Source organism: Campylobacter sp. BCW_6468, from assembly GCF_001762865.1.
Classification (GTDB): Bacteria; Campylobacterota; Campylobacteria; order Campylobacterales; family Campylobacteraceae; genus Campylobacter_D; species Campylobacter_D jejuni.
This window is the reverse complement of sequence record NZ_MJXQ01000010.1, coordinates 71511-91520: the sequence shown is the minus strand read 5'-3', so window position 1 is coordinate 91520 and position 20010 is coordinate 71511. Positions and strand designations below refer to the sequence as shown.

Annotated in this window: 20 protein-coding genes, 1 other RNA gene and 3 pseudogenes; 12 read left to right on the top strand and 12 right to left on the bottom strand. The window is 30.3% G+C overall.

Annotation, left to right across the window (positions count from 1 at the left end):
* Nucleotides 1-10: 10 nt before the first annotated feature.
* Both AJ889_RS00685 and typA read right to left on the bottom strand, forming a co-directional pair.
* Nucleotides 11-658 (bottom strand): hypothetical protein, encoded by a 648-nt coding sequence (locus AJ889_RS00685; protein ID WP_002865584.1) that lies wholly within the window; start codon nt 656-658, stop codon nt 11-13.
* Nucleotides 658-2466 (bottom strand): translational GTPase TypA, encoded by a 1809-nt coding sequence (gene typA / locus AJ889_RS00680; protein WP_002799607.1) that lies wholly within the window; start codon nt 2464-2466, stop codon nt 658-660. The genes AJ889_RS00685 and typA overlap by 1 nt, the downstream gene beginning before the upstream one ends.
* A 134-nt stretch (nt 2467-2600) precedes the next feature.
* On the opposite strand from typA, the gene AJ889_RS00675 reads away from it, so the two are divergent.
* Genes AJ889_RS00675 through AJ889_RS00660 form a run of 4 tightly spaced genes read left to right on the top strand, consistent with a single transcriptional unit; the run spans nt 2601 to nt 7312 of the window.
* The gene (locus tag AJ889_RS00675; RefSeq protein ID WP_002782892.1) at nt 2601-2924 is read left to right on the top strand and encodes a hypothetical protein; all 324 of its coding nucleotides are present in this window, start codon (nt 2601-2603) and stop codon (nt 2922-2924) included.
* 15 nt (nt 2925-2939) lie between these two features.
* Nucleotides 2940-4733, top strand: coding sequence for a flagellar hook-length control protein FliK (locus AJ889_RS00670; RefSeq protein WP_074484769.1), 1794 nt, complete (start codon nt 2940-2942; stop codon nt 4731-4733).
* A gap of 53 nt (nt 4734-4786) precedes the next feature.
* Nucleotides 4787-5671 carry a flagellar basal body rod modification protein gene (locus AJ889_RS00665; RefSeq protein WP_032584451.1) on the top strand — a complete coding sequence of 295 codons (885 nt, stop codon included), beginning with the start codon at nt 4787-4789 and terminating at the stop codon, nt 5669-5671.
* 3 nt (nt 5672-5674) lie between these two features.
* Nucleotides 5675-7312 (top strand): flagellar hook protein FlgE, encoded by a 1638-nt coding sequence (locus tag AJ889_RS00660; protein WP_002888850.1) that lies wholly within the window; start codon nt 5675-5677, stop codon nt 7310-7312.
* 3 nt (nt 7313-7315) lie between these two features.
* Here the strand turns inward: AJ889_RS00660 and AJ889_RS00655 are convergent, their stop codons facing one another.
* Together AJ889_RS00655 and AJ889_RS00650 are read right to left on the bottom strand one after the other, a co-directional pair.
* A complete protein-coding gene (locus AJ889_RS00655) occupies nt 7316-9187 on the bottom strand; it encodes a flagellar assembly protein A (RefSeq protein WP_032584448.1) in 1872 nt (623 codons plus the stop codon).
* Nucleotides 9144-9908, bottom strand: coding sequence for a hemerythrin family protein (locus tag AJ889_RS00650; RefSeq protein ID WP_002859748.1), 765 nt, complete (start codon nt 9906-9908; stop codon nt 9144-9146). The genes AJ889_RS00655 and AJ889_RS00650 overlap by 44 nt, the downstream gene beginning before the upstream one ends.
* Before the next feature lie 179 nt (nt 9909-10087).
* On the opposite strand from AJ889_RS00650, the gene ffs reads away from it, so the two are divergent.
* The 6 genes and pseudogenes from ffs (at nt 10088) to AJ889_RS00625 (ending at nt 11938) form a co-directional block, all read left to right on the top strand.
* An RNA gene (ffs, locus tag AJ889_RS00645) (signal recognition particle sRNA small type) lies at nt 10088-10185 on the top strand.
* A gap of 237 nt (nt 10186-10422) precedes the next feature.
* Nucleotides 10423-10557 carry a hypothetical protein gene (locus AJ889_RS09080; RefSeq protein WP_032591666.1) on the top strand — a complete coding sequence of 45 codons (135 nt, stop codon included), beginning with the start codon at nt 10423-10425 and terminating at the stop codon, nt 10555-10557.
* A 222-nt stretch (nt 10558-10779) separates the two neighbouring features.
* Nucleotides 10780-11115: an anion permease gene (locus AJ889_RS00640; RefSeq protein ID WP_032584446.1), complete on the top strand. Its 336-nt coding sequence runs from the start codon at nt 10780-10782 to the stop codon at nt 11113-11115.
* Between the two features lie 53 nt (nt 11116-11168).
* Nucleotides 11169-11393, top strand: coding sequence for an anion permease (locus AJ889_RS00635; protein WP_070293190.1), 225 nt, complete (start codon nt 11169-11171; stop codon nt 11391-11393).
* A gap of 10 nt (nt 11394-11403) precedes the next feature.
* Nucleotides 11404-11571 (top strand): anion permease, encoded by a 168-nt coding sequence (locus tag AJ889_RS00630; protein WP_002851856.1) that lies wholly within the window; start codon nt 11404-11406, stop codon nt 11569-11571.
* A gap of 122 nt (nt 11572-11693) precedes the next feature.
* Nucleotides 11694-11938, top strand: a pseudogene (locus tag AJ889_RS00625) (anion permease).
* Nucleotides 11939-11965: 27 nt separating this feature from the next.
* Here the strand turns inward: AJ889_RS00625 and mnmA are convergent.
* From mnmA to AJ889_RS00605, 4 genes and pseudogenes are all read right to left on the bottom strand, one after another.
* Nucleotides 11966-12982, bottom strand: a complete 1017-nt coding sequence (mnmA, locus tag AJ889_RS00620) for a tRNA 2-thiouridine(34) synthase MnmA (protein ID WP_002889096.1) — start codon at nt 12980-12982, stop codon at nt 11966-11968.
* The gene (locus tag AJ889_RS00615) at nt 12982-13587 is read right to left on the bottom strand and encodes a TIGR00730 family Rossman fold protein (RefSeq protein ID WP_002851677.1); all 606 of its coding nucleotides are present in this window, start codon (nt 13585-13587) and stop codon (nt 12982-12984) included. Before AJ889_RS00615 ends, mnmA begins: the two co-directional genes overlap by 1 nt.
* A 120-nt stretch (nt 13588-13707) precedes the next feature.
* Nucleotides 13708-14855, bottom strand: a pseudogene (locus AJ889_RS09905) (Cj0814 family flagellar-dependent secreted protein).
* A 69-nt stretch (nt 14856-14924) separates the two neighbouring features.
* Complete coding sequence (locus tag AJ889_RS00605; protein WP_002870295.1) at nt 14925-15440, bottom strand: hypothetical protein; 516 nt, start codon at nt 15438-15440, stop codon at nt 14925-14927.
* 132 nt (nt 15441-15572) lie between these two features.
* Here AJ889_RS00605 and AJ889_RS00600 point away from each other — a divergent pair, with 132 nt between their 5' ends.
* A complete protein-coding gene (locus AJ889_RS00600; protein ID WP_052784299.1) occupies nt 15573-16427 on the top strand; it encodes a hypothetical protein in 855 nt (284 codons plus the stop codon).
* A pseudogene (locus AJ889_RS00595) lies at nt 16412-17007 on the top strand (C39 family peptidase). The gene AJ889_RS00600 and the pseudogene AJ889_RS00595 overlap by 16 nt, the downstream one beginning before the upstream one ends.
* A 48-nt stretch (nt 17008-17055) precedes the next feature.
* Here the strand turns inward: AJ889_RS00595 and fliY are convergent.
* From fliY to AJ889_RS00575, 4 genes are read right to left on the bottom strand one after another with little or no spacing between them, the layout of a single operon-like run.
* Nucleotides 17056-17898 (bottom strand): flagellar motor switch protein FliY, encoded by an 843-nt coding sequence (gene fliY / locus AJ889_RS00590; protein WP_032583199.1) that lies wholly within the window; start codon nt 17896-17898, stop codon nt 17056-17058.
* The gene (gene fliM / locus AJ889_RS00585; protein ID WP_002851710.1) at nt 17895-18974 is read right to left on the bottom strand and encodes a flagellar motor switch protein FliM; all 1080 of its coding nucleotides are present in this window, start codon (nt 18972-18974) and stop codon (nt 17895-17897) included. The genes fliY and fliM overlap by 4 nt, the downstream gene beginning before the upstream one ends.
* Entirely contained in the window at nt 18974-19666 is a 693-nt protein-coding gene (locus tag AJ889_RS00580) for an RNA polymerase sigma factor FliA (protein WP_002851943.1), read from the bottom strand. The genes fliM and AJ889_RS00580 overlap by 1 nt, the downstream gene beginning before the upstream one ends.
* Nucleotides 19647-20003 carry a membrane protein gene (locus AJ889_RS00575; protein WP_002851727.1) on the bottom strand — a complete coding sequence of 119 codons (357 nt, stop codon included), beginning with the start codon at nt 20001-20003 and terminating at the stop codon, nt 19647-19649. Before AJ889_RS00575 ends, AJ889_RS00580 begins: the two co-directional genes overlap by 20 nt.
* Between the last annotated feature and the right edge of the window lie 7 nt (nt 20004-20010).

The following is a 20010-nucleotide window of genomic DNA, read 5'->3' as shown; positions in this document are numbered from 1 at the left end:
TTTATGTTAATTATTTAAATAGTTTGTTTTTTATAGAATTTAGATTTTCTTCTAAATCTTTGAAATTGCTTTCTAAATCTTTTTTTACATCTATAAAGAAAGGATTGCTTAAAGTAGCAATAAGATAATGATTTTCTTTAGAAAAGATATGATTTAAAGTGAAATTTTTATCTTGAAGTTTGATATAAATTTGCTCTTCATTTTCAAAGCTAGGATTTTTGTTTGCACTTAAAATTTCGAGCAAAATTCCGCAAAAAAAGCGTTTATTTTCGTCCAAAAACTGAATATCATAAATTTTAAAATCCTTAAATTCAAAGCAGTTTTGACTTTTAAATTCTTTCAAATCCTTTGTAAGTCCTAATTTTAAAAAGTCTTTTTGGCTTAAACTTTGCTTTTTAAATTTTGCCCCAAAACGACGCAAAAACAAATTTAAAGCATTAATTTGTAATTCTTTTTGTGCGAGTTTTAGTTTTTTAGCTGTAAAACGAAAGAAAAAAACACCTACAAAAACAGCTAAAATTACTGCGATTAAGGCATCTCTTATAAAAACAAAGGCTAAAAAACCTACAAGTAAGGCTTCGATAATGCTTAGGAATTTTAAGATTCCTAAGCGTTTAAGTATATAAAGTCTATTATTTTCTAAGCTTTTTAAATCCATTAAGATTTTGCTTTTTCCATTCTTTTTCTTTGAGTTGGGTCAAGATAGCGTTTGCGAACACGCACATTTACAGGTGTAACTTCTACAAGTTCATCTTCTTCTATCCACTCTAAAGCTCTTTCAAGACTTAATTTTCTAGGTGGCACAAGTTTGATTGCATCATCGCTTCCACTTGCTCTTACATTGGTAAGATTCTTTCCTTTGATAGGATTAACATCTAAATCATTTGGACGAGAGTGCTCACCTATAATCATACCGGTATAAACTTTAGTTTGAGGCTCTATGAAAAGTACTCCACGCTCTTGAAGGTTAAACAAAGAATACCCTAAAGCCACGCCATTTTCCATAGAAATTAACGCTCCATTATTACGCTTTTCAACCGCACCGCTAAAAGGACGGAATTCTAAAAAGCTATGATTCATCACGCCTTCGCCTTTGGTATCAGTTAAAAACTGACTTCTAAAACCTATAAGTCCGCGTGCTGGAATTTCAAATTCAAGTCTTGTTTGTCCATCGCCCGTTGGTGCCATGGTTTTCATTTCAGCTTTTCTTTTGCCAAGTTTTTCTATTACTGCACCGCTAAATTCTTCAGGCACATCGATAACTAAATGTTCAAAAGGTTCTGTTTTAACTCCATCTTCAACTTTTACGATAACTTCAGGTCTTCCCATGCAAAACTCAAAACCTTCACGACGCATATTTTCAGCTAAAATAGTGATTTGAAGTTCGCCCCTACCGCTTACTTTAAATTTACCTTCGCCTGTGCTTTCGTATTTCATAGCGATATTAGTTTTCATTTCAGCTTCTAAGCGTTCAGCGATTTTATTTGAAGTTACATGTTTTCCTTCAGTTCCTGCTAATGGGCCATCATTTACAGAAAATACTATACTTAAAGTCGGCTCTTCAATGTGCAAAGGATCAAGTGGCATAGGATTGTTTGGATCTACAACGCTATCACCCACATCTAAAGCTTCAAAACCTGCTATAGCTACGATATCTCCACTTCCTGCTTCTTCAATATCCATTTTTTCTAAGCCCATAAAGCCAATGAGTTTTGAAATTCTACCATTTACTTTGGTGCCATCAGCTTTTGCAAGCATTACGCTTTGGTTTTTCTTCACAACCCCATTGAAAATTCTAGCAATGCCTATTTTACCTACAAAATTATCATACCCTAAAGTGAAAACTTGAAGTTGTAAAGGATTGTCATTTGTGCCACTTGGTGCTGGAACGCGTTCAAGTATGGTTTTAAAAAGTGGCTCCATATTATCACTTTCATCGTTTAGATCAAGCTTAGCATAACCATTTTTTGCTGCAGCATAAACTATGGCAAAGTCAAGTTGCTCATCGTTTGCATCTAGGGCTACAAAAAGATCAAAAATTTCATTGATCACTCTTTCAGGATCAGCAGCTGGTTTGTCGATTTTGTTGATTACAACTATAGGTTTAAGCCCTAAAGATAAAGCTTTTTTAACCACGAATTTAGTTTGTGGCATAACGCCTTCTTGAGCATCCACCAAAAGCAAAACTCCATCAATCATTTTTAAAACGCGTTCTACTTCTCCGCCAAAATCAGCATGCCCTGGAGTATCTATGATGTTGATTTTTGTACCTTTGTAATTGATCGCTGTGTTTTTTGAAAGTATGGTAATGCCACGTTCTTTTTCTATATCGTTGCTATCCATAACGCGTTCTGAAATTTGTTCTCTTTCGCTAAAGGTGCCTGATTGTTTTAATAATTCATCTACCATAGTGGTTTTACCATGGTCAACGTGAGCTATAACTGCTATATTTCTAATGTTTTCCAAATTTTCTTCTCCAAAGCTAAATTTTTAAAAGCTTAGATTATACAAAAATTTAACTTAAACTACAAAGTATCAAAACTTGGAACACTTCTTGCTTTAAAAACTTATGAAATTAAAATTTTAAAAAGGAAGTTAAAATGTCAAAACCATTAAATGAAGAGATTTTTGTTGAATTTAAAAGTGATCTAGCTGAAAGAAAAAATGAAGTTTTGCTTCAAGTTTTAGAGCTTTTAGAAACTTTTAGATCAGATGAAAACGAAAAAATGGCAAGAATTTCAAGTGAGCTTACAGAAATTTTAGAAAATGAAGAAAATTTAGAGAAAATTTTAAATGCTAAAAATTTAGAAGAGCTTTTAAATATCTTAACTGCTTTAAATGAAGATAAGATGATTAAAGTATATGAAGATTCTTATTTGAAAGAAAAATTTCCTAATGTAATGGTAGATAAATTTTTAAAATAATTTTTTGAAGGAAAAGTGATGTCAAATTTAGCTCCGCAAAATGATGTTTTAAATCTTACGCCGAGTAAAACTTCTACTACTAGCAGTTCTTTTAGTAAAACTAGTAAAAATAAAGAACATGAAAGTAGTGATAGTAAAAATTCAACTCAAGATGATACGGAAAGTTTTTTAAATTCTTTGCTTAATTCTATCAATGAAACCAATGAATTTTTACCTGATCATATGAAGATCAGTCAAAAAGAAGTTGTTAATGAAGCGATGAGCAGACTTCAAAAAGGAGCTTTTGATGAGAGCGATAAGATAAGCATTTTCGAATCTGCTTCTTTTATGCAAATTCTTTCTTTGTTAGATAAGCTAAAAACAGATACAGCAGATGTTAAACTAGCAAATCTTTCTACTCAACTTTCAAGTCTTATTAAAACAGAGGCTAATTTTAATGCTTTAAAAGGTGCATCAAATCTTAGTGAGCTTTTAGACATAGCTAAAGATCTGGGCTTAAATGTAAAAAATATTAAAGTAGATCGTCTTCTTGATCTTAAAGCAACTTTTCCAAATTTAGATAAGGCTGATTTTTTTAAGGGTGCTGTGGATAATGTTTTTAAAGAAATCATCAATAATAAAATTTCCAATGTGAGTAAAAATTTAAATCACAATTTAGAAAATACAACTCATACTACAAGCACTCATTCTATGCAAAAAACAAATTCTAAAGATAGCGGTTCTTTGCTTTCTCAAACTTTAAAAAATTTAGATTCCATACTTTCATCCAAAGAAAGCAAACACGAAAAAAACGATAAAGTTAAATCAAAAATAGAAGAAGATACCACAGATGCTAAAAATACTTTAAAAAATATCAAAAATGATGAGTTTGCAAAAAATTTAACAGAAGAGTTAAATATAAAAGATAAAAAAAACCAAGATAATTTAAATAAAGAAAGCAAAGACTTAAACAAAGATTTTAATAAAGAGTTAAATAAAAATCAAGAAAAAAACAATTTAAATCAAGAAAATATACAAGATCAAAATAAAAATTTAAAGAACAATGATCAAAATTTAAATCTTGATAAAAATTTAAATAAAGAAATTGTCAAAGATACTCAGAATTTAGTTTCCAATTTAACACAAAAAGATTTTAATCTAAATAAAGAGCCTAAAAACAACAACAAAGAAAATAAAGATATAAAACAAAATTTCTTTGATCAAAAATTAAATTTTGAAAATTTAAATAAAACTCAAGTAGTTCAAAACAAAGAGAATAATGCAAATTTTAATAATAATACTACTAATAAAGAAACTTTTACTCAAGAGCAAACAAAAACGCACAGTGAAAATGTAGATAAAAATAGCTTAGATGAGTTAAATTCTTTAGTCAAAGATTTAAATAAAGTAACACAAAACAATGCTCGCAATATCACTCCTAAAGAAACTTTGCAGTATTTTTCACAAGATTTAAAAGAGGCTGTGGATCAATACAAAGCGCCTATTACTAAACTTAGTATCACTCTAAATCCTAATAATCTTGGAGAAGTGGAGGTAACTTTGATACAAAGAGGTAATAACCTTCATATCAATTTCAACTCCAATGCCAATGCAATGAATTTGTTTATCCAAAATCAAGCCGAGTTTAAAAATTCTCTTGTAAATATGGGATTTACTGGACTTGAAATGAATTTTAGTGATCAAGGTAAAAGAGAGCAAAATCAAAATCAAGGAAAAAATCGTAGTGGATATGGTTTTAAAGATGCTTTAGATGGAAAAAATGAAAGTGAAAAAGTCAATCTAGAGCTTGTTTTAGCGAAGTATTTTTAAATTGGAACACTTATTGCTTAAATAATAAAAAACTAAATAAAAAGGAGTTTATAATGATATCATCATCGGATTGGAATTTAAATACCACTGCTACAACTTCAGGTACTACTTCTTCAGGAAGTACTAGTGGAACAACTAGAACAGATTCAAGCAGTAGCTCAGGAATAGTGAGCAATCCAAATGCTACCTTAGATAAGGATGCGTTTTTAAAACTTCTTTTGATAGAGCTTCAACATCAAGATCCAACAGATCCTATGGATAGCGATAAAATGCTTACTCAAACTTCACAGCTTAGTGCACTTGAAATGCAGCAAAATACCAATACAACTATGCAAAAAATGGTTGAAACTATGCAAAAGCTTTCTGATTCTTTTAGTACAAGTATGAGTACTTCAGCTTTAGGGGCTATTGGTAAAATGGCAACTGTTTCGGATAATAAAATCAAACTTACAGGTGCAGATGAGCTTATCGCTCTTAAAATGTATTTGCCTGAAGATTCTGATGAAAACGGTGTTACGCTAGAAATTTATGATAGCAATAATAAACTTGTTTTCAGTGAAAAAAGCGATGCTAAATCTATTTCTCAAGGTTTATTTACTATGGAGTGGCCAGGAAGAAATAACGATGGGGTTTATGCAGGTGATGGTGAGTACACTGTTAAAATGGTTTATAATAATAAAAATGGTGAAAAAATCACTGCAAATTACGGAACTTATCCTATCGAAGGTGTTGTTTTTAAAGATGGTGTTGCCTATGCAAAAATGGCTGGACAAGAAGTTCCTTTTGATGCAATACAAGAAATAACAGATTATAAGCTTGGTTCATCTTCATCTACTGGAGGAAGCGGTTCAAGTGGAGACTCAAGTGGTGGTTCAAGCGATGGAGATTCTTCTGGGTCTGGATCTACAGAAGATGGCAACAAAGAGGAAAAGGCATAAGCCATGATGAATTCATTTTATAATGGGATTTCTGGAGTAAAAAGCAATAGCTTTGGTATTGATATCACTGCTAATAACATAGCAAATGTCAATACCACGGGCTTTAAATACTCTGATGCTCAATTTAAAGATATTTTTTATACTACCATAACAACCCAATCAACCAACCCTGCTCAAGGTGGTTATGGTAGCAGTGCAGCATCTTCTCAAGTTGTTTTCGAACAGGGTTCTCCTGTTGCAAGTGATGGCGAATTTGATGTGGCTTTGCAAGGAAAAGGATTTTTTGGGGTTTTAGGGGCTGATGGCAATGCTTACTATACTAGAAATGGATCATTTAGAAGAGATGCCAATGGATATTTGGTAGATTCTTATGGAAATTTTGTTTTAGGAACAATGAATCCTGCTTTTACTGGTATTAACTATAGCGATAGAGTTGCTGGGCTTATGGGGGATTATCTTAACACAGGAACTCCGGTAAATAATGGTTTTACTGTAAATTCAAATAATTCTTTCAGTATAGGCACAACCGCTTCTCAAGGGGCTATTAAAGTACCTGTGAATATGTATTTACCTCCTCAAGTAACTCAAAATGTAAAATGGAGTGGAAGTTTAAATACTAACACAACAACAGAAGTAGTTAAAGTAGATCTTGATCCTAGTAAATTTAACATTACAAAAACTGAAGATGGAAAATATGTAGTTAGTGGTAGTGTTAGCAAAGAAGATGTGTTTAGTGCTAAAGCGGGTGATAGGATTATTTTAAATTTCACTGATGATAATGGCGTAAAAACAAGCTTTGAAGCGACTTTAGATGAAAATCTAAATTTTAAAAGTAACGAGCTTGATTTAAAAGGATTGGATGAAAATAGCATCAAGCTTGATACAGCTCAAATTTCAACAGAGCAACAAAAAGCCAATAAAGATATTTTAGAATCCCCTATTTATAATGCAGATGGAAGTAAAAGCACTTTAAGGGTTACACTTGAAAGAGTTTTACCGCAAGAAGGCGATAATATACAATATAAAGCTATTGCACAAATTTATGATTCTAATGGCAATGCCGTAGGCAATCCGACTGAAGGAAATATGGTTTTTGATAAAAATGGTGCTTTGCTTCAAAACAATATTACAAGCATTGCAAATCCAAATGGTGGAACAATTAATATTGATTTAGGTTCTCCTTATGATGCTAACAAGCCTGGTTCGGGTTATAGTGGGATTTATATTAAACAAGGCGTCGAAAAAAATGTAGTTACACAACAAGATGGTGTAGCTGAAGGGTTTTTTGAACAATATAATATATCCGATGATGGAAGTATTGTTGCGCAATTTAGCAATGGTAAAAATGCCATAGTTGGAAAGCTTGCTTTATATAATTTTATCAATGAGCAAGGATTAGTTGCTATGGGAGATAATATTTTTGCAGCAACGGCAAATAGCGGTGATGCAAGTTTTATTATGAAAGATGGTCAAGTTGTTAATACAGCTAAATTTAAAGGCGGATTCTTAGAACAATCAAATGTTGATTTAAGCGCAGAGCTTTCAAACCTTATCGTAACTCAAAAAGCCTTTGATGCAAGCTCAAAAAGTATCACTACAAGTGATCAGATGATACAAAAAGCCATTAATATGAAAAGATAATTCTTAGGAATTATCTTTTTCTAATTTTTCAAAAATAATTTTAATTTCTTCTATGTCGCTTTCGCTATAATTATGGCTTGATTTAATATAACTTACTTGCTGTCCTTTTTCAAGATATAAAACCTTTTCATAGTCTTTTAAATTTATATGATGTTTTAGTTCAAGGTTGGTGTTTGTGTTAGGATAAAATTTTAAAAAATTATCCTCTCCGATATTTTCGGCTTTTATGTATATTTTTACATTGTAAACCATTTCATTTAAGAAATTTAATTTCGCATCAATTTGATATTTTAATTTTATAAATTTTTTATACGAAATGCTAAGATGATTGTATTTTTTTATGATATCGTGATAAAGATTTGAAAATTTCATTTCTATGGCGCTAGGATTTTTAGTCTTTTGAAGTTTGATGATTTTGATTTGATTTTTGATTAGATAATCATAGTAATTTTGCATTTTGCTTATGGTGTCATCAAGCTTACTTTTTATTTTAAGGCTTAGATTTTTAAGATTTTCGCATTCTGTATCTGAGTTGTTTTCAATAGAAACTAGTGGTGAAACTACGATATTGTTTTTAAATTTTATATTGTTTGTTATGATTAGATTTTTTCTTGGATATAAAGTATTATCCGTTAGTAAATTGCAAATATAAATATTTTCTGCTTCTATTTTTCCACCCATGCAGTTTTCAACAAATACATTTTTAGCTATAATTGTCCCATTTTCTAAATTTTTTATATATACAGTGTCAGCTTGCAAAGTTCCTTTGTGTGTTGTAATAAAAATATCTTGTGCAAAAATTTCGCTTTTTGCATGAGTTAAGCCTTTGATACTGATATTTTTTCCATAAAGTTTTGTTGCTCCAACATTCCCATTTACTTTTATATTTGAAGCTTGAACATTTACAATACCTGATTTAATAGCATCATCACTTATATCAAAATTAGTGATTTCTAAGTTTATATTTTCATCGGTATTTGTTTTGATTGAACCGGTTGTTTTAAGCCCTATTTGTGATAATTTTAAATTGTTTATAACGCTATATCCTGAGTGGTCTTTATTTAAAAATCCATAATTGGCGCTAAAATATTTAATTCTATCTTCTAATTCTTCTGTGTAAATGCTTTCATCTTTTATGATAAAAGGATTATCAAGAAAGGCTATTGGATTTAAATGAAGGATTTCTCCTCTTAAATTTCGTCCTTCTTTTCCAAGAATTCTATAAATGTATTCAAAAAGTAGCTCATTTTTTTCAATAGGTTTACAGTAGTTTCCTTCATCATAGTTAATATTTTCGTCAAAACATTCTTCGTTAACATCTCTATGATAAATAATTTCATCACTTTTATGTTCAATCTTATCTACACCTTTGGCAATTTCAAGCTCTATTTCTTTAATAGATGGACTTTTTTGTATTGATAAGATAAAATCATCAATCTTGTCAAATAAATTTTTATCAAGTCTTAAGATTAAAAATTTTTGTTTGATCATTATTTTGTAGATATTTTGCAAAATATCAAATTTTAAATTAGGGTAATATTTAAAATTTTCTGTAAGGTTGATACTGGCTTTTAGATGGGTTAGGTTGGAGTTGGATCTAAGTTTGACTGTAAAAGGAAAACTTTGGGTTTTTGGGTAAATTTCTATAAGAAATTTTTGCACTATGGTATTGTAGTTTTTTACAAAAAAATCATCTGCATAAAATAAGTCAAAATCCTTTCTTTCATAAGTTTTTGTTTTTGCTGGTTTTACACTAGAACACAGAAGTTTAAAATCTATAACTCTAAAATCAAGAATTTGTTCTGTGTTTGCTTGTTCATGATTTAAACTTTCAAAAGGATTGAAAGTTTCTAAGGTTTTTACTTGAAAATTCATCTATCCCCCCCCCCATATCATTTTTTTGAGTCGTGAAATGGTGATTTTGTAGTGCATCTTCAAAAATAGCATTGAATTTTTCGAAATTTTGATTCAAATCAAAATAATCCAAATGAACTAAAATTTGCCCACATTTTTCGCACTTTAAGGTATTTTCTTTGCTAACAAGCTCTTGATGTATAGTCTGTGGAACTGCATGGATACGCAAAGAACAATTGCAAATATAATCATGAGTTTTTTCAGCTCTTAGGTCTTGTTTGATTGATTTTAGTTTTATGTATTGTTCCAAGGTATAATGGATTTCTTGAAGGTGTAGGGTTTTTTTTGTAAAATTAGCTATCCATAAATCTTCATTAGCAAAATGATCTAAAATCCAATCTTTGGTTAATATGGAAAGTTCTTGAGACATTTTTACAATATTATCTGAATGCTCTAAAAGCTCTTTAGTTTTTTCTACTAATATTTGATGAGATTTTTTATGTTCTTCAATCAAAGGAAAATCAATGCTTTCCATAAATTTTTCTTCATCTTTAAAATGAATTTTGATGTATTGAAATAGTTTTGCAAGAATTTGTTTTAGATCATCTTTATACTGTGTATTGTTTTCTTGAATTTTGAGAGCTAAATCATTTGCAAGATTGGTAATTTCAAAAATTAGTTCGTGTTGTTTGTCTAATTGCATATTTTTAATGCTAAAATCTCTACTCCATTTAACTTCCATATTTTTCCTTTTTGGATGTAATAATTATTTTTATATCGTATTTTTTGAAAATAAAATAATAATTTGACAAATGAATTTTTAAAATTCTTATAAAAACAATGGATTGATTGCAAATTTATATATTGAATCTTAACAACTCAAGGCTTTTTAAGTATATTATGATATAATTTTTAAGCCTTTTCTTAGACCTGTGCAATGCTATTTTTAAGCACCGCTTCAGGGTGGGAACACAGCAGAGCACTTGATTTTAGTGTGTGCCGCAGTTATCTGGGGAAGGGTTTTATTCATTTTAAAATTCCCATTTTTCAATTAGGCTAGCTTTTTTATAAATTAAAAATTTATTTAAAAATTATAATTTTAAGATTTATTAAAATATTAGTTAACTAGAATTTAAGCATTGTAAATTACATTACCAATATCAAAGGATAAACAATGGATAGAAAGAAAATTCCCTTGTTGGTGCTGTGTATTTTAATTGCAACTGTGTTTTGGCCTATACCTACTCCTTGTAGGTTTGGAAGATAATTCTTGGCATTTTCTTGAGTTTTTTATTGCCGTGATTATGGCAGTGATTTTACAAGTAATGCCTTTTATAGCTATTGCCATAGTGGCTCTTAGTGGTATTACCACTACCCAATTGAAAATCTAAGTAAAATTTACACCAAAGCTACTTCAAAAACTTCTACGCAACAACTTATTGATGAGACTAAAATTTCCTTTAAATACTTCAGTACTTGATTTTTTATATCAAAAGAGTATAAGATGAAAAGGTAAATACTGCTATATCAAATTTAAAATCTAAAACGAGTATAAAAGACGCTTTAAGTGGTTTTTCAAATTCTCTTATTTAGCTTATAGTTATTCTATTATTGTGGCTCGTGGAGTTATTAAAACAGAACTTGGAGAGCATTTGGCTTATCATTTTATCAGTATTCTTGGTAAAAAAACCTTAGGTATTGCTTATTCTATAGCTTTTTGTGAAACTATTTTAGCTCCAGTTACTCCTTCAAATACTGCAAGAGCAGGGGTTATCATAAATCCTATAGTTCAAGTTATTGCAAGAAGTTTTAAATCCGCTCCTGAAGATGGAACACAAAATAAAATAGGCACTTATCTTTCTTTGGTAAATTATCAAGAGCCAATCCTATTTCATCAGCTATGTTTATTACAGCTACAGCTCCAAATCCTTTGGTGGTTGATCTTATAGCACAAGCTACAAATTTAGAAGTGCATTTAACTTGGGGGTAATAGGCTTTAGGGATGTTTTTACCTGGTATAGCTGCTATGCTTTTGATGCCTTTGATGCTTTATTTTCTCTCTCCGCTAGAAATTAAATCCACGCCTAATGCTTCTACTTTTACTAAAGATAAATTAAAAGAACTTGTAAAAATGAAAAATAGTGAAAAAATCATGCTCAGTGTTTTTGTCTCGCTTTTACTTTTATGGACTGGAGCTTTGGGTTTGTTTTTTTGGAATTTCTCTTGATGCGACTAGTGTGGCTTTGCTTGGGTTGTCTTTGGTGTTGATTAGTGGAGTTTTAACTTTTGGGGAAGTTTTGGCTGAAAAAGCTGCTTGGAATACTTTAGTATGGTTTTCAGCTCTTGTAATGATGGCAACTTTACTTGGCAAACTTGGTGTTACACAGTTTTTAGCTGAAGCTTAAGGTGAATTTGCTTCTGCTATGGGACTTGGGGAAATTTCTATTATGATATTTTTAAGCCTTGCTTTTTTTATATACACACTATTTCTTTGCTTCCATTACAGCTCATATATCAGCAATGTTTTTTGTTTTTTATAGTGCAGCTTGCCTTAGGAGCACCACCACTTTTTTATGCTTTTATTATGATAGCTTCAGGTAATGTTATGATGGCATTAACTCACTATGCAACAGGAACAGCTCCTGTTATTTTGGAACGGGCTATGTAACTCTTAAAAAATGGTGGAGTATAGGTTTTGTGATTTCCATGGTTGATATAGTGGTGATGATAGCTGTTGGGCTTTTTTGGTGGAAAATTTTAGGATTTTATTAATAATTTCTAGGAATTAATTCCTAGAAATTATTCTATAAAACCGCTTGCTATGACTTTATCATGATCATAAAAGACTGCCATTTGTCCGCTAGCAAGTCCATAAACAGGATCTTTTAGAGTGATTTTTGCGCTTTTATCTTCATAAATTTCTACCTTACAAGGTGTAGATTTTGAACGATAGCGGATTTTTACTTCGCAAACAAGCTCTTTAGCGTCTATAAAAAGATTGATATTTTTTAGGTTAAATTCACTGATTTTAAGTTCTTCTTTGGTTCCTACGATGATTTGGTTTTGCTTAGGATTGATTTTTAAAACAAAATGTGGTTCATGTGCCCCACGCACTTCAAAGCCCCTTCTTTTGCCTATGGTATAGTGCATATAGCCCTCATGTTTGCCTACCACTTTTCCGCTACTATCTAATACTTCTCCAGGAATTTTTGTATCCATAAACTGATCTAAAACTTGCACATAAGTATCTTCAACAAAGCAAATTTCAGAACTTTCCTTTTGGGTGGCAAAAGATTTTAAAACCTCTATAGTGGAAGCAAATTTTTTCACATCTTCTTTTTTCATTTCGCCTAGCGGAAAAATAAGATATTTTAAAGCTTCTTTATCTGCGCTAGCTAAAAAATAGCTTTGATCCTTGCTTTCATCTACTGCGGTTTTTATTAAGTTGTTTTCAAGTCTTGCATAATGCCCTGTGGCAAGTTTTTCACAACCTAAACTTTTAGCAAATTCTAAAAGTTTTCCAAGTTTGATAAAACGGTTACATAAAGCGCAAGGATTTGGTGTTTTACCCTCTTTATAAGTATCCACAAAAGGCATGTAAACTTTGTTTTTAAAATCTTCTTGTAAGTCTAAAATATGATAAGGAATTTGCAAAAAGTTTGCAACTTTTTCTACTTTTTTGATATTTTCTTCGTGATAATTTGGTTTGCCATGAAGTTTCATATAACAACCTATAACTTCATGACCTAAATTTTTAAGTTTGTAAGCAGTGACTGTACTATCAACTCCACCGCTCATAGCGACTAGAATTTTCATTAAATTTCCTTTAAAGTATTAATTATAAAATCCAAGTCGTCAGTGATTTTATACTTTAACTCATCTCCTTTAGAAATCACTTCAAGTTTGAGTAAAGAATTTCTGACGAACTCATCAAAACCTCGCCAAAATTCACTCCCAAACAAAATAATAGGAACATCTTTTTTAAATTCTAATTGTTTTAATGTAAGAATTTCACACAATTCATCAAGTGTTCCAAAGCCGCCTGGGAAGATCACAAAAGCTAGACTCTTTTCAATAAGAGCCATTTTGCGTATGGCTAAGCTCTCAAAAGTAATATTATATTCTACAAAATCATTAAGTTTTTGCTCGTGAGGTAAAAATATATTAAACCCTACAGAACTCATTGAATTTGTATTATTTTTTTGTGAAAAAGCACCTTCGTTGGCTGCACGCATAATACCACCACCTCCACCACTTATCACACAAAAACCATTTTGAACACATTTTTGTGCCAAAATTTTAGCCTGCTGATAATAAAAATTATCTTCTTTAAGTCTTGCTGAACCAAAAAAAGTTACGGCATTTTTTAGGTTTGGTATGTTAGCAAATTTTTCTAAATCTTGGCTTATTTTTTCATTCATTTTTCAACCTTTAGTTAAAATAAATTCCATTCTAGCTAAAAATTTATAATAAGTTCTTTATTATATAAGTTTTAATAGGTTTATTTTATTAAGATTAGGAATTTAAAGACTTTTAAATCCTTAAGCTTTAATATCTATACTTTTTTGTGCAGTATTTTGAGAAATAATTTTGTTAAATTCTCCTGTGTTATCATCACTAAATTTCATACCAAAAAGAAGTTCTAACTCATCGCTTGTGCCAAATTTATTTTCCAGTAGCTTTTTTAAAAGCTCATTCATTTTATTATCATCTTTATAGGTTTCGCTTGAACTTTGCGCTTGTATAGGTTTAAATGGCTTTTTTTGTCTTCTTCTGAAGTTTCTTTGTTATTTGTATTTTTTGTAGGATTGTTTAAATTTTCTTTTTGTTCTAGTATTTTTTGTTTAAAATCATCAATGCTCATATCTGAATTTAATAAATCAAAAAGCTTAAAAATATCTCCTTTAAAATTCATACTATTTTCACTTATGAATTTGTTTAAATTATCAATTTCACTTTGACTCATAGTTTTATCAAATCCTTGCATTTTGCCTAAAATACTTGTTTGTCCTTCGATAAAATAGTTTTTTGCTTGAAATCCAGTAAAGAAAGTCATAAAAATACCACTTTTTGTTATAGTTTTATCATTATTACTATAAGGAGTAGGATCTATTAAAGAATATTTAAAAATATCACTTTTATCATCAAGTGAGAAAAAAGTCATTATTTTTATATTATGGGAAGTCGGAGAGTAATTTTGATAATTAGATATAAAATCTTTATACTCTTTATCATTTAAATTATATTTTTTATTTATCTCCAAAGTATTTTGATTAAATTCGAAACCTTGTGGTATTTTTACTAAGTCTTCTTTTGTAAAATTGATTTTATTGTTTAACTCATCATTTAAAAGTTCTGAAAATACTTTATAAGCATTTCCTATACTTTTTGCTATATCAATATTAATATAACTTGATAATAGACTTTTTGTTTGAATATTAACAAAATTTTCTATATCTTTAGCATAAATCTTATAATCTTTTGGTAAGCCTGCAGCTTCGTTAAAATCGCTTGTAAAAAAGCCATCTTTATCTACGCCATATCCTAGCATTTTACTTACTGCCCTAGATTTATCGCTTACAAGGCTTGAGTTATCATTTGCAACATTAGATGATTTTATATTTGAAGTATTATTACTAAAAGTATTTGTGTAATTGTAGCTTGAATAAGAATTTATACCATTAATCATTTTTACCTTCCTGTAAGTAAAGTTTTATTTATAAGATAAATCGGCAAAAATGATTTTTTCATAAGTTTTTTATCTTCTAGCTCTAGCAGTCCAGCCACCAAGATTACTTTCAAATTGAGTTTTATATTTCATAGTTAATTCTTTAATAACCTGATTATTATTTAAAATCTCACTCGAATTAACTCTATGCAACCCCGTTTGTCTATCAAGTAGTGCAACACCATAGTTAAAAAGAACATAAGGTTTTCCCGAGCTTGATATTGCGATATTTCTTTTTACTGTATAACCTAAAAATGTATTTGAAAAAGTGTTATCGCCAGTTACGGTATAAATGGCTACCAACTGTTTATATGTTGTTGTATTATCTGGAATAGCTAATGCTATATATTCAGAATTTCCAAGTTTGCTTGTAAGAACTTGATATCCACCCTTAACTTGTTTCATCTCATCTAAATTAAGAGCCTTAACTCCTTGAGAATTATCACTTAAAGCACCATTACTAACCTTAGCTAAAAAATCCCCAGCAAAAGCAGAACTTGTAAATAAAGAACCCAAAATTAAACAATTTACTAATTTTTTTAACATATAATTCTCCTTTTCTTAACTATTTTACTCTTTATTTGAATAATATCATAAATTATATATTAAAATCAAATTTTTTTATTTGGAACATTCATTGCTTTAAAAAAATTTTTTAAAATATTTAGAAAGGTAACAATGAAAAAGATTTATTTAACATTTATGGTTTTAGTCAGTTGTGTTTTTGCTAGTGATGAACTAAATATAGACAGTTTGTTTAAAAAGCAAATAGGTTTAAGAAGTATTACAAGCTTTTCTTTACTTAGCACAGGAAATGCAAACTCGTATTCTCTTTATCCTAATATAACAATAGGCGGAGATCCTACAATTTGGAATGATACAAAGCAAGTGTTTTTAACTCAAACTTTCATTTATACCATAACACCTAAGTTTGACATACTTATTTCAGGGGGCGGAAGTTATGCAAGACAAGAATATACAAACTTTTTTACAAATGAGTATTCTAGTAAAAACAGAATAGGTTTTGATAGTTTATGGCTAGGTTTTATTTATACAGGCGATAGCATTGCAGATTTAATTCCACAAATTACCTTTCAAGCTGCAGTCGTTCAAAGAGAAAAAGCAATCAATCAAACCAAAAACTTTTATCTGAAATCACAAAGCTTACAAGCTAGTTTAAGGGGATATAGCGATCCTGTAGTTTATAGTATTTATACAGGATTTGGTTATAATCAATCAAGAAAATTTAAAACTCTTAAAATAGAGTATGGAAATAGTATTTATGTGGGTGGAAATTTATCTATTATTCTAAGCCCCAAAATTACTTTAGATTTGGGGGCAGAGCAAAGATTTCAGACTGAGCAAAAAATCAATGGCCATCAAAATTCTGAAGTGCGATCTATTCCAACTTTAAGTATAGGTTCTACTTATAGCATTAATTCAGATACAGCAGTCTCAGTTAATGCTAGTTTTGGGGGAAGCTCTGCTTCACCTGATAGCATATTTGGGATAAGTTTATGGAGAAAATTCTAAAAATTTTATTATTTTTATCCATTCTTGCTTTAAGTGCAAAAGCTGAATGGGTAGTCAAATCTTACCAAGAAATTAAAAACGAAAGAGTAATAAGGCAAACTTATGAGCAATCTTGTGGAGCTTCATCTTTAGCAACTTTGCTTAATATACTTGATGACAGAAAGTTTGATGAGCTTAAACTTTTAAAGATTATGAGTGGACAGGAACTTTATACGGATATGGTAAGTTTTGCAGATTTAAATGATGCGGTTAAAAAGCTAGGTTATGAAAGTAACTCATATCAAATCAATAGAGAAAACTTGGATAAACTTGTAAATATTCCAATGCTTGTAAAAATTGAAGATGATCCACGCTTCCCACATTTTGTTATAATTATCAATCATAAAGGTAATTATTTACAAGTGCTTGATCCAAGCCATGGAGAATATATAAGTTCTAAAAGTCAATTTTTTAGTATTTGGGATAGATATAATAAAGGTGGTTATGCTTTATTGTTGCTCCTAAAAAAGAGCTAAAACCTTTTAAGTTAAACACTCCAAAATCTTTACATTTTGATTTCAGCCCTTTTAGTTTGTTTTAGTTTTAATTCGTTTATATTTATTATTCTTAATTTGTAGGCTAAAACTTTTTATCTTAGTTGTTCTAATCTTTCTTTTTTAGAACCAATTTCTGTAATTTGAACGCCGAAGTTACCATCGACAATTACTACCTCGCCATAAGCAATTCTTTTATCCCCAATTAAAATTTCAAGCGGATCGTTTGCAAGTTGATTAAGCTCCACAACTGAACCTATATCCATAGTTAAAACATCTTTTAAAAGCATTTTTTTATTGCCTATACGCACACGAACAGGCAAACGCACATCCATGATAAGATTGATATTTTTAAGCTCTTCGCTAAGCATTATCGCTTTTTCTTCAGTATCGTGATTAGAATCAGTGCTTGTATTTCCTGTTTCAGCAGGTTTCCCGCTTAGGATGTTATGGAGTGTTTGATCCATGGCTAAAGAAACTTGTTCTTCTAAATCGCCTATTTTTACATCATATAAAAATAATTTTTTAAAATCTTTAAAATCTACGCTTTCAGGCACAAATTCACAAGATTCTATGCTAAAATCCATTTTTGGAATGTCTTTTTGGGCTCCTAAGGTTGTAGAAAATGCTGAAATGATATTTTGGATGGCTTCTTTAGCTGCATCCATTTCATCAGGACCTAGTTTATCGTTTTTGGTGATCTCTTCTTCACCCATCATCCATTCACCAATGGCACTCATTAAAACAGCACCAGCTAAAATTCCTATTTTTCCACCATTTGCTATATTAAATATAGCATACACTAAAGGTGCTTTTAAAGTATCGCTTGCATTGACATCAAATTCTTTATATTCGCTAAATTCAGCACTTTTTCCTGTTAAACCTTCAATGGTGCTGATGCATTCATTTGTAAACATTTTTAAAAAATCATTGATCATATTTCTTCATCCTCCTCTTCAGGCTCATCATAAACACTAGCTTTAGCTTTACGCTCTTCTTCGTATTTTTCCAAAATTTCTTTGATTTCATCTTTATCTGTGCGTATAAGTTCTAAAATTTTAATAGATTTTCTAAAACGATGCAATCCAATTTGTGCTAAGAAAACATCTTTTTTATCGATGCTTACTATAGCTTTATCATCTGCTTCTCTATCAAGTCTTAAGATATCGCCTTGTTTAAGTTCTAAAAATTCATGAACATTAATTAAGGTTTTTCCTAAAATTGCCTCATATACCACTTCAGCGCGACCGATTAAAGTTTTAAGTTCTTTGTTGCGTGATTTTTTGGCTGAGGTTTCACCCATCATAATATCACGGTTTGCTAAACGGCTTAATATACTTTCTAAATGTACTACAGGATAGCAGATATTTACCATTCCGCTTGAATTTCCTATGATGATTTCCATTACCACCATGATAACAATCTCATTTTGAGATACGATTTGTACAACATTTGGACTTGATTCTTTAGCTTCTATACTAGGATAAATTTCAGTTACGGTAGCCCAGCTTTCTTTAAGTCTTTGCATAATGATACGCAAAATAGAATCAAGCAAATTAAGCTCAATATCCGTAAGCTCACGCGAAGCTTCATAGCTATCACCTTGTCCGCCCAAAAGTCTATCTATCATAGGAAAAGCTATGCTTGGATTGATTTCTAAAACACAGTTTCCATCTAAAGGTTTGATAGAAAAAACGTTAAAACTTGTTGGGCTTGGCAAAGACATTAAAAACTCTCCATAAGTCATCTGATCGACTGAATGAAGTTTAGTTTCAACAATACTTCTCATCATCGATGAAATTTGAGAGGCTAAATTTCTTGCTAATTTATCATGTATGCCTTTGATTGTCCTAAGTTGTTCTTTTGAAACTCTGTTGGGACGCTTAAAATCATATACAACGATATTTCTTTCATCTTTTTCATCTTTTGAATTTGAGGCTATGGGTGTGTCAGTGTTATCATCGACAACTTCAAGTAGAGCATCAATTTCTTCTTGGGAGAGTATCTCAGCCATTACACTAGCCTTTCTCTAAGTTTTTTAAGAAGTTTTTTGTGAATTTGTGAAATTCTGCTTTCACTGATTTGTAAAATTTCACTGATTTCTTTTAGGCTTAATTCTTCATAATAATAAAGCTGAATAATTAACTGATCGCGCTCTTTAAGATCATCTAGCACTTCGTGAATTTTTTCTAAAAGTTCTTCTTTTTCAATTTTTTCTAAAGTATTGTCTTCATTATAAAGTTCGATTTGCTCATCAATGGGCAGGGTATAGCTAATAGCATGAGCTGTTCTTACTTCTTTGATTTTTTCTACATCTAAATCAAGTTTTTTGGCTAGATACTCATCATCAGGTTCGCATTCATGTTCTAAAAAATATTCATCCATGATTGCATCAATATCTTTAATAATTTTACGATTATTTCGACTCATTACATCAAGACTTCTAAGATAATCAAGCATAGAGCCGTTAACTCTTTTTCTTGCAAAACCCCAGAAGTTATCATTTTGTTCTTTATCGTAACGGCGTGAAAGCTTTATCATTTCTTCAACGCCTATGCTAATAAGATCATTAACATCTATACTTGAAGGCAAGCGTTCTTTTAGTCTAAAAGCCATAGCACGCAGAGCTGGCATGTAAGAAAGCACAAGCTCATCTTGCTCTTTCTTTAGCATTTGTGCATAAGCTTTAGGCGGCTCTTTTAGCATTTCTTCGTCTTTCTTTGAATTCATTTTTCTTTAGCTCTTCTCTTTCTTCATTGAGCTTTTCTAAAATTATATCCATTTTCTTTTCACGAATAACTAAATCGTTGATAATATTATTGCTAGTTTTTTCATAATCGTGTTTATTAAAGATTCTGCCACTAATTTTCTTTACATCTATAAAATTCATAATAGCAATATGAACAAAAACATAAAACATAAAAGTAATAAAACAAGTAAAAATCAGTATATCAAAGGCTTCATCTATACTAATAATGCTAAATGCAAGTCCTATAAAAAATCCACAAACAGTGAAAAATGCTACGTAATTTTCTGGCCTCATAATCTCT

Coding starts and splice junctions, on each gene's coding strand:
- AJ889_RS00685 (WP_002865584.1), bottom strand. CDS start 658: ATGGATTTAAAAAGCTTAGAAAATAATAGACTTTATATACTTAAACGC.
- AJ889_RS00675 (WP_002782892.1), top strand. CDS start 2,601: ATGTCAAAACCATTAAATGAAGAGATTTTTGTTGAATTTAAAAGTGAT.
- AJ889_RS00665 (WP_032584451.1), top strand. CDS start 4,787: ATGATATCATCATCGGATTGGAATTTAAATACCACTGCTACAACTTCA.
- AJ889_RS00660 (WP_002888850.1), top strand. CDS start 5,675: ATGATGAATTCATTTTATAATGGGATTTCTGGAGTAAAAAGCAATAGC.
- AJ889_RS00655 (WP_032584448.1), bottom strand. CDS start 9,187: ATGAATTTTCAAGTAAAAACCTTAGAAACTTTCAATCCTTTTGAAAGT.
- AJ889_RS00650 (WP_002859748.1), bottom strand. CDS start 9,908: ATGGAAGTTAAATGGAGTAGAGATTTTAGCATTAAAAATATGCAATTA.
- AJ889_RS00635 (WP_070293190.1), top strand. CDS start 11,169: ATGTTTTTACCTGGTATAGCTGCTATGCTTTTGATGCCTTTGATGCTT.
- mnmA (WP_002889096.1), bottom strand. CDS start 12,982: ATGAAAATTCTAGTCGCTATGAGCGGTGGAGTTGATAGTACAGTCACT.
- AJ889_RS00615 (WP_002851677.1), bottom strand. CDS start 13,587: ATGAATGAAAAAATAAGCCAAGATTTAGAAAAATTTGCTAACATACCA.
- AJ889_RS00605 (WP_002870295.1), bottom strand. CDS start 15,440: ATGTTAAAAAAATTAGTAAATTGTTTAATTTTGGGTTCTTTATTTACA.
- AJ889_RS00600 (WP_052784299.1), top strand. CDS start 15,573: ATGAAAAAGATTTATTTAACATTTATGGTTTTAGTCAGTTGTGTTTTT.
- fliY (WP_032583199.1), bottom strand. CDS start 17,898: ATGATCAATGATTTTTTAAAAATGTTTACAAATGAATGCATCAGCACC.
- fliM (WP_002851710.1), bottom strand. CDS start 18,974: ATGGCTGAGATACTCTCCCAAGAAGAAATTGATGCTCTACTTGAAGTT.
- AJ889_RS00580 (WP_002851943.1), bottom strand. CDS start 19,666: ATGCTAAAAGAGCCGCCTAAAGCTTATGCACAAATGCTAAAGAAAGAG.
- AJ889_RS00575 (WP_002851727.1), bottom strand. CDS start 20,003: ATGAGGCCAGAAAATTACGTAGCATTTTTCACTGTTTGTGGATTTTTT.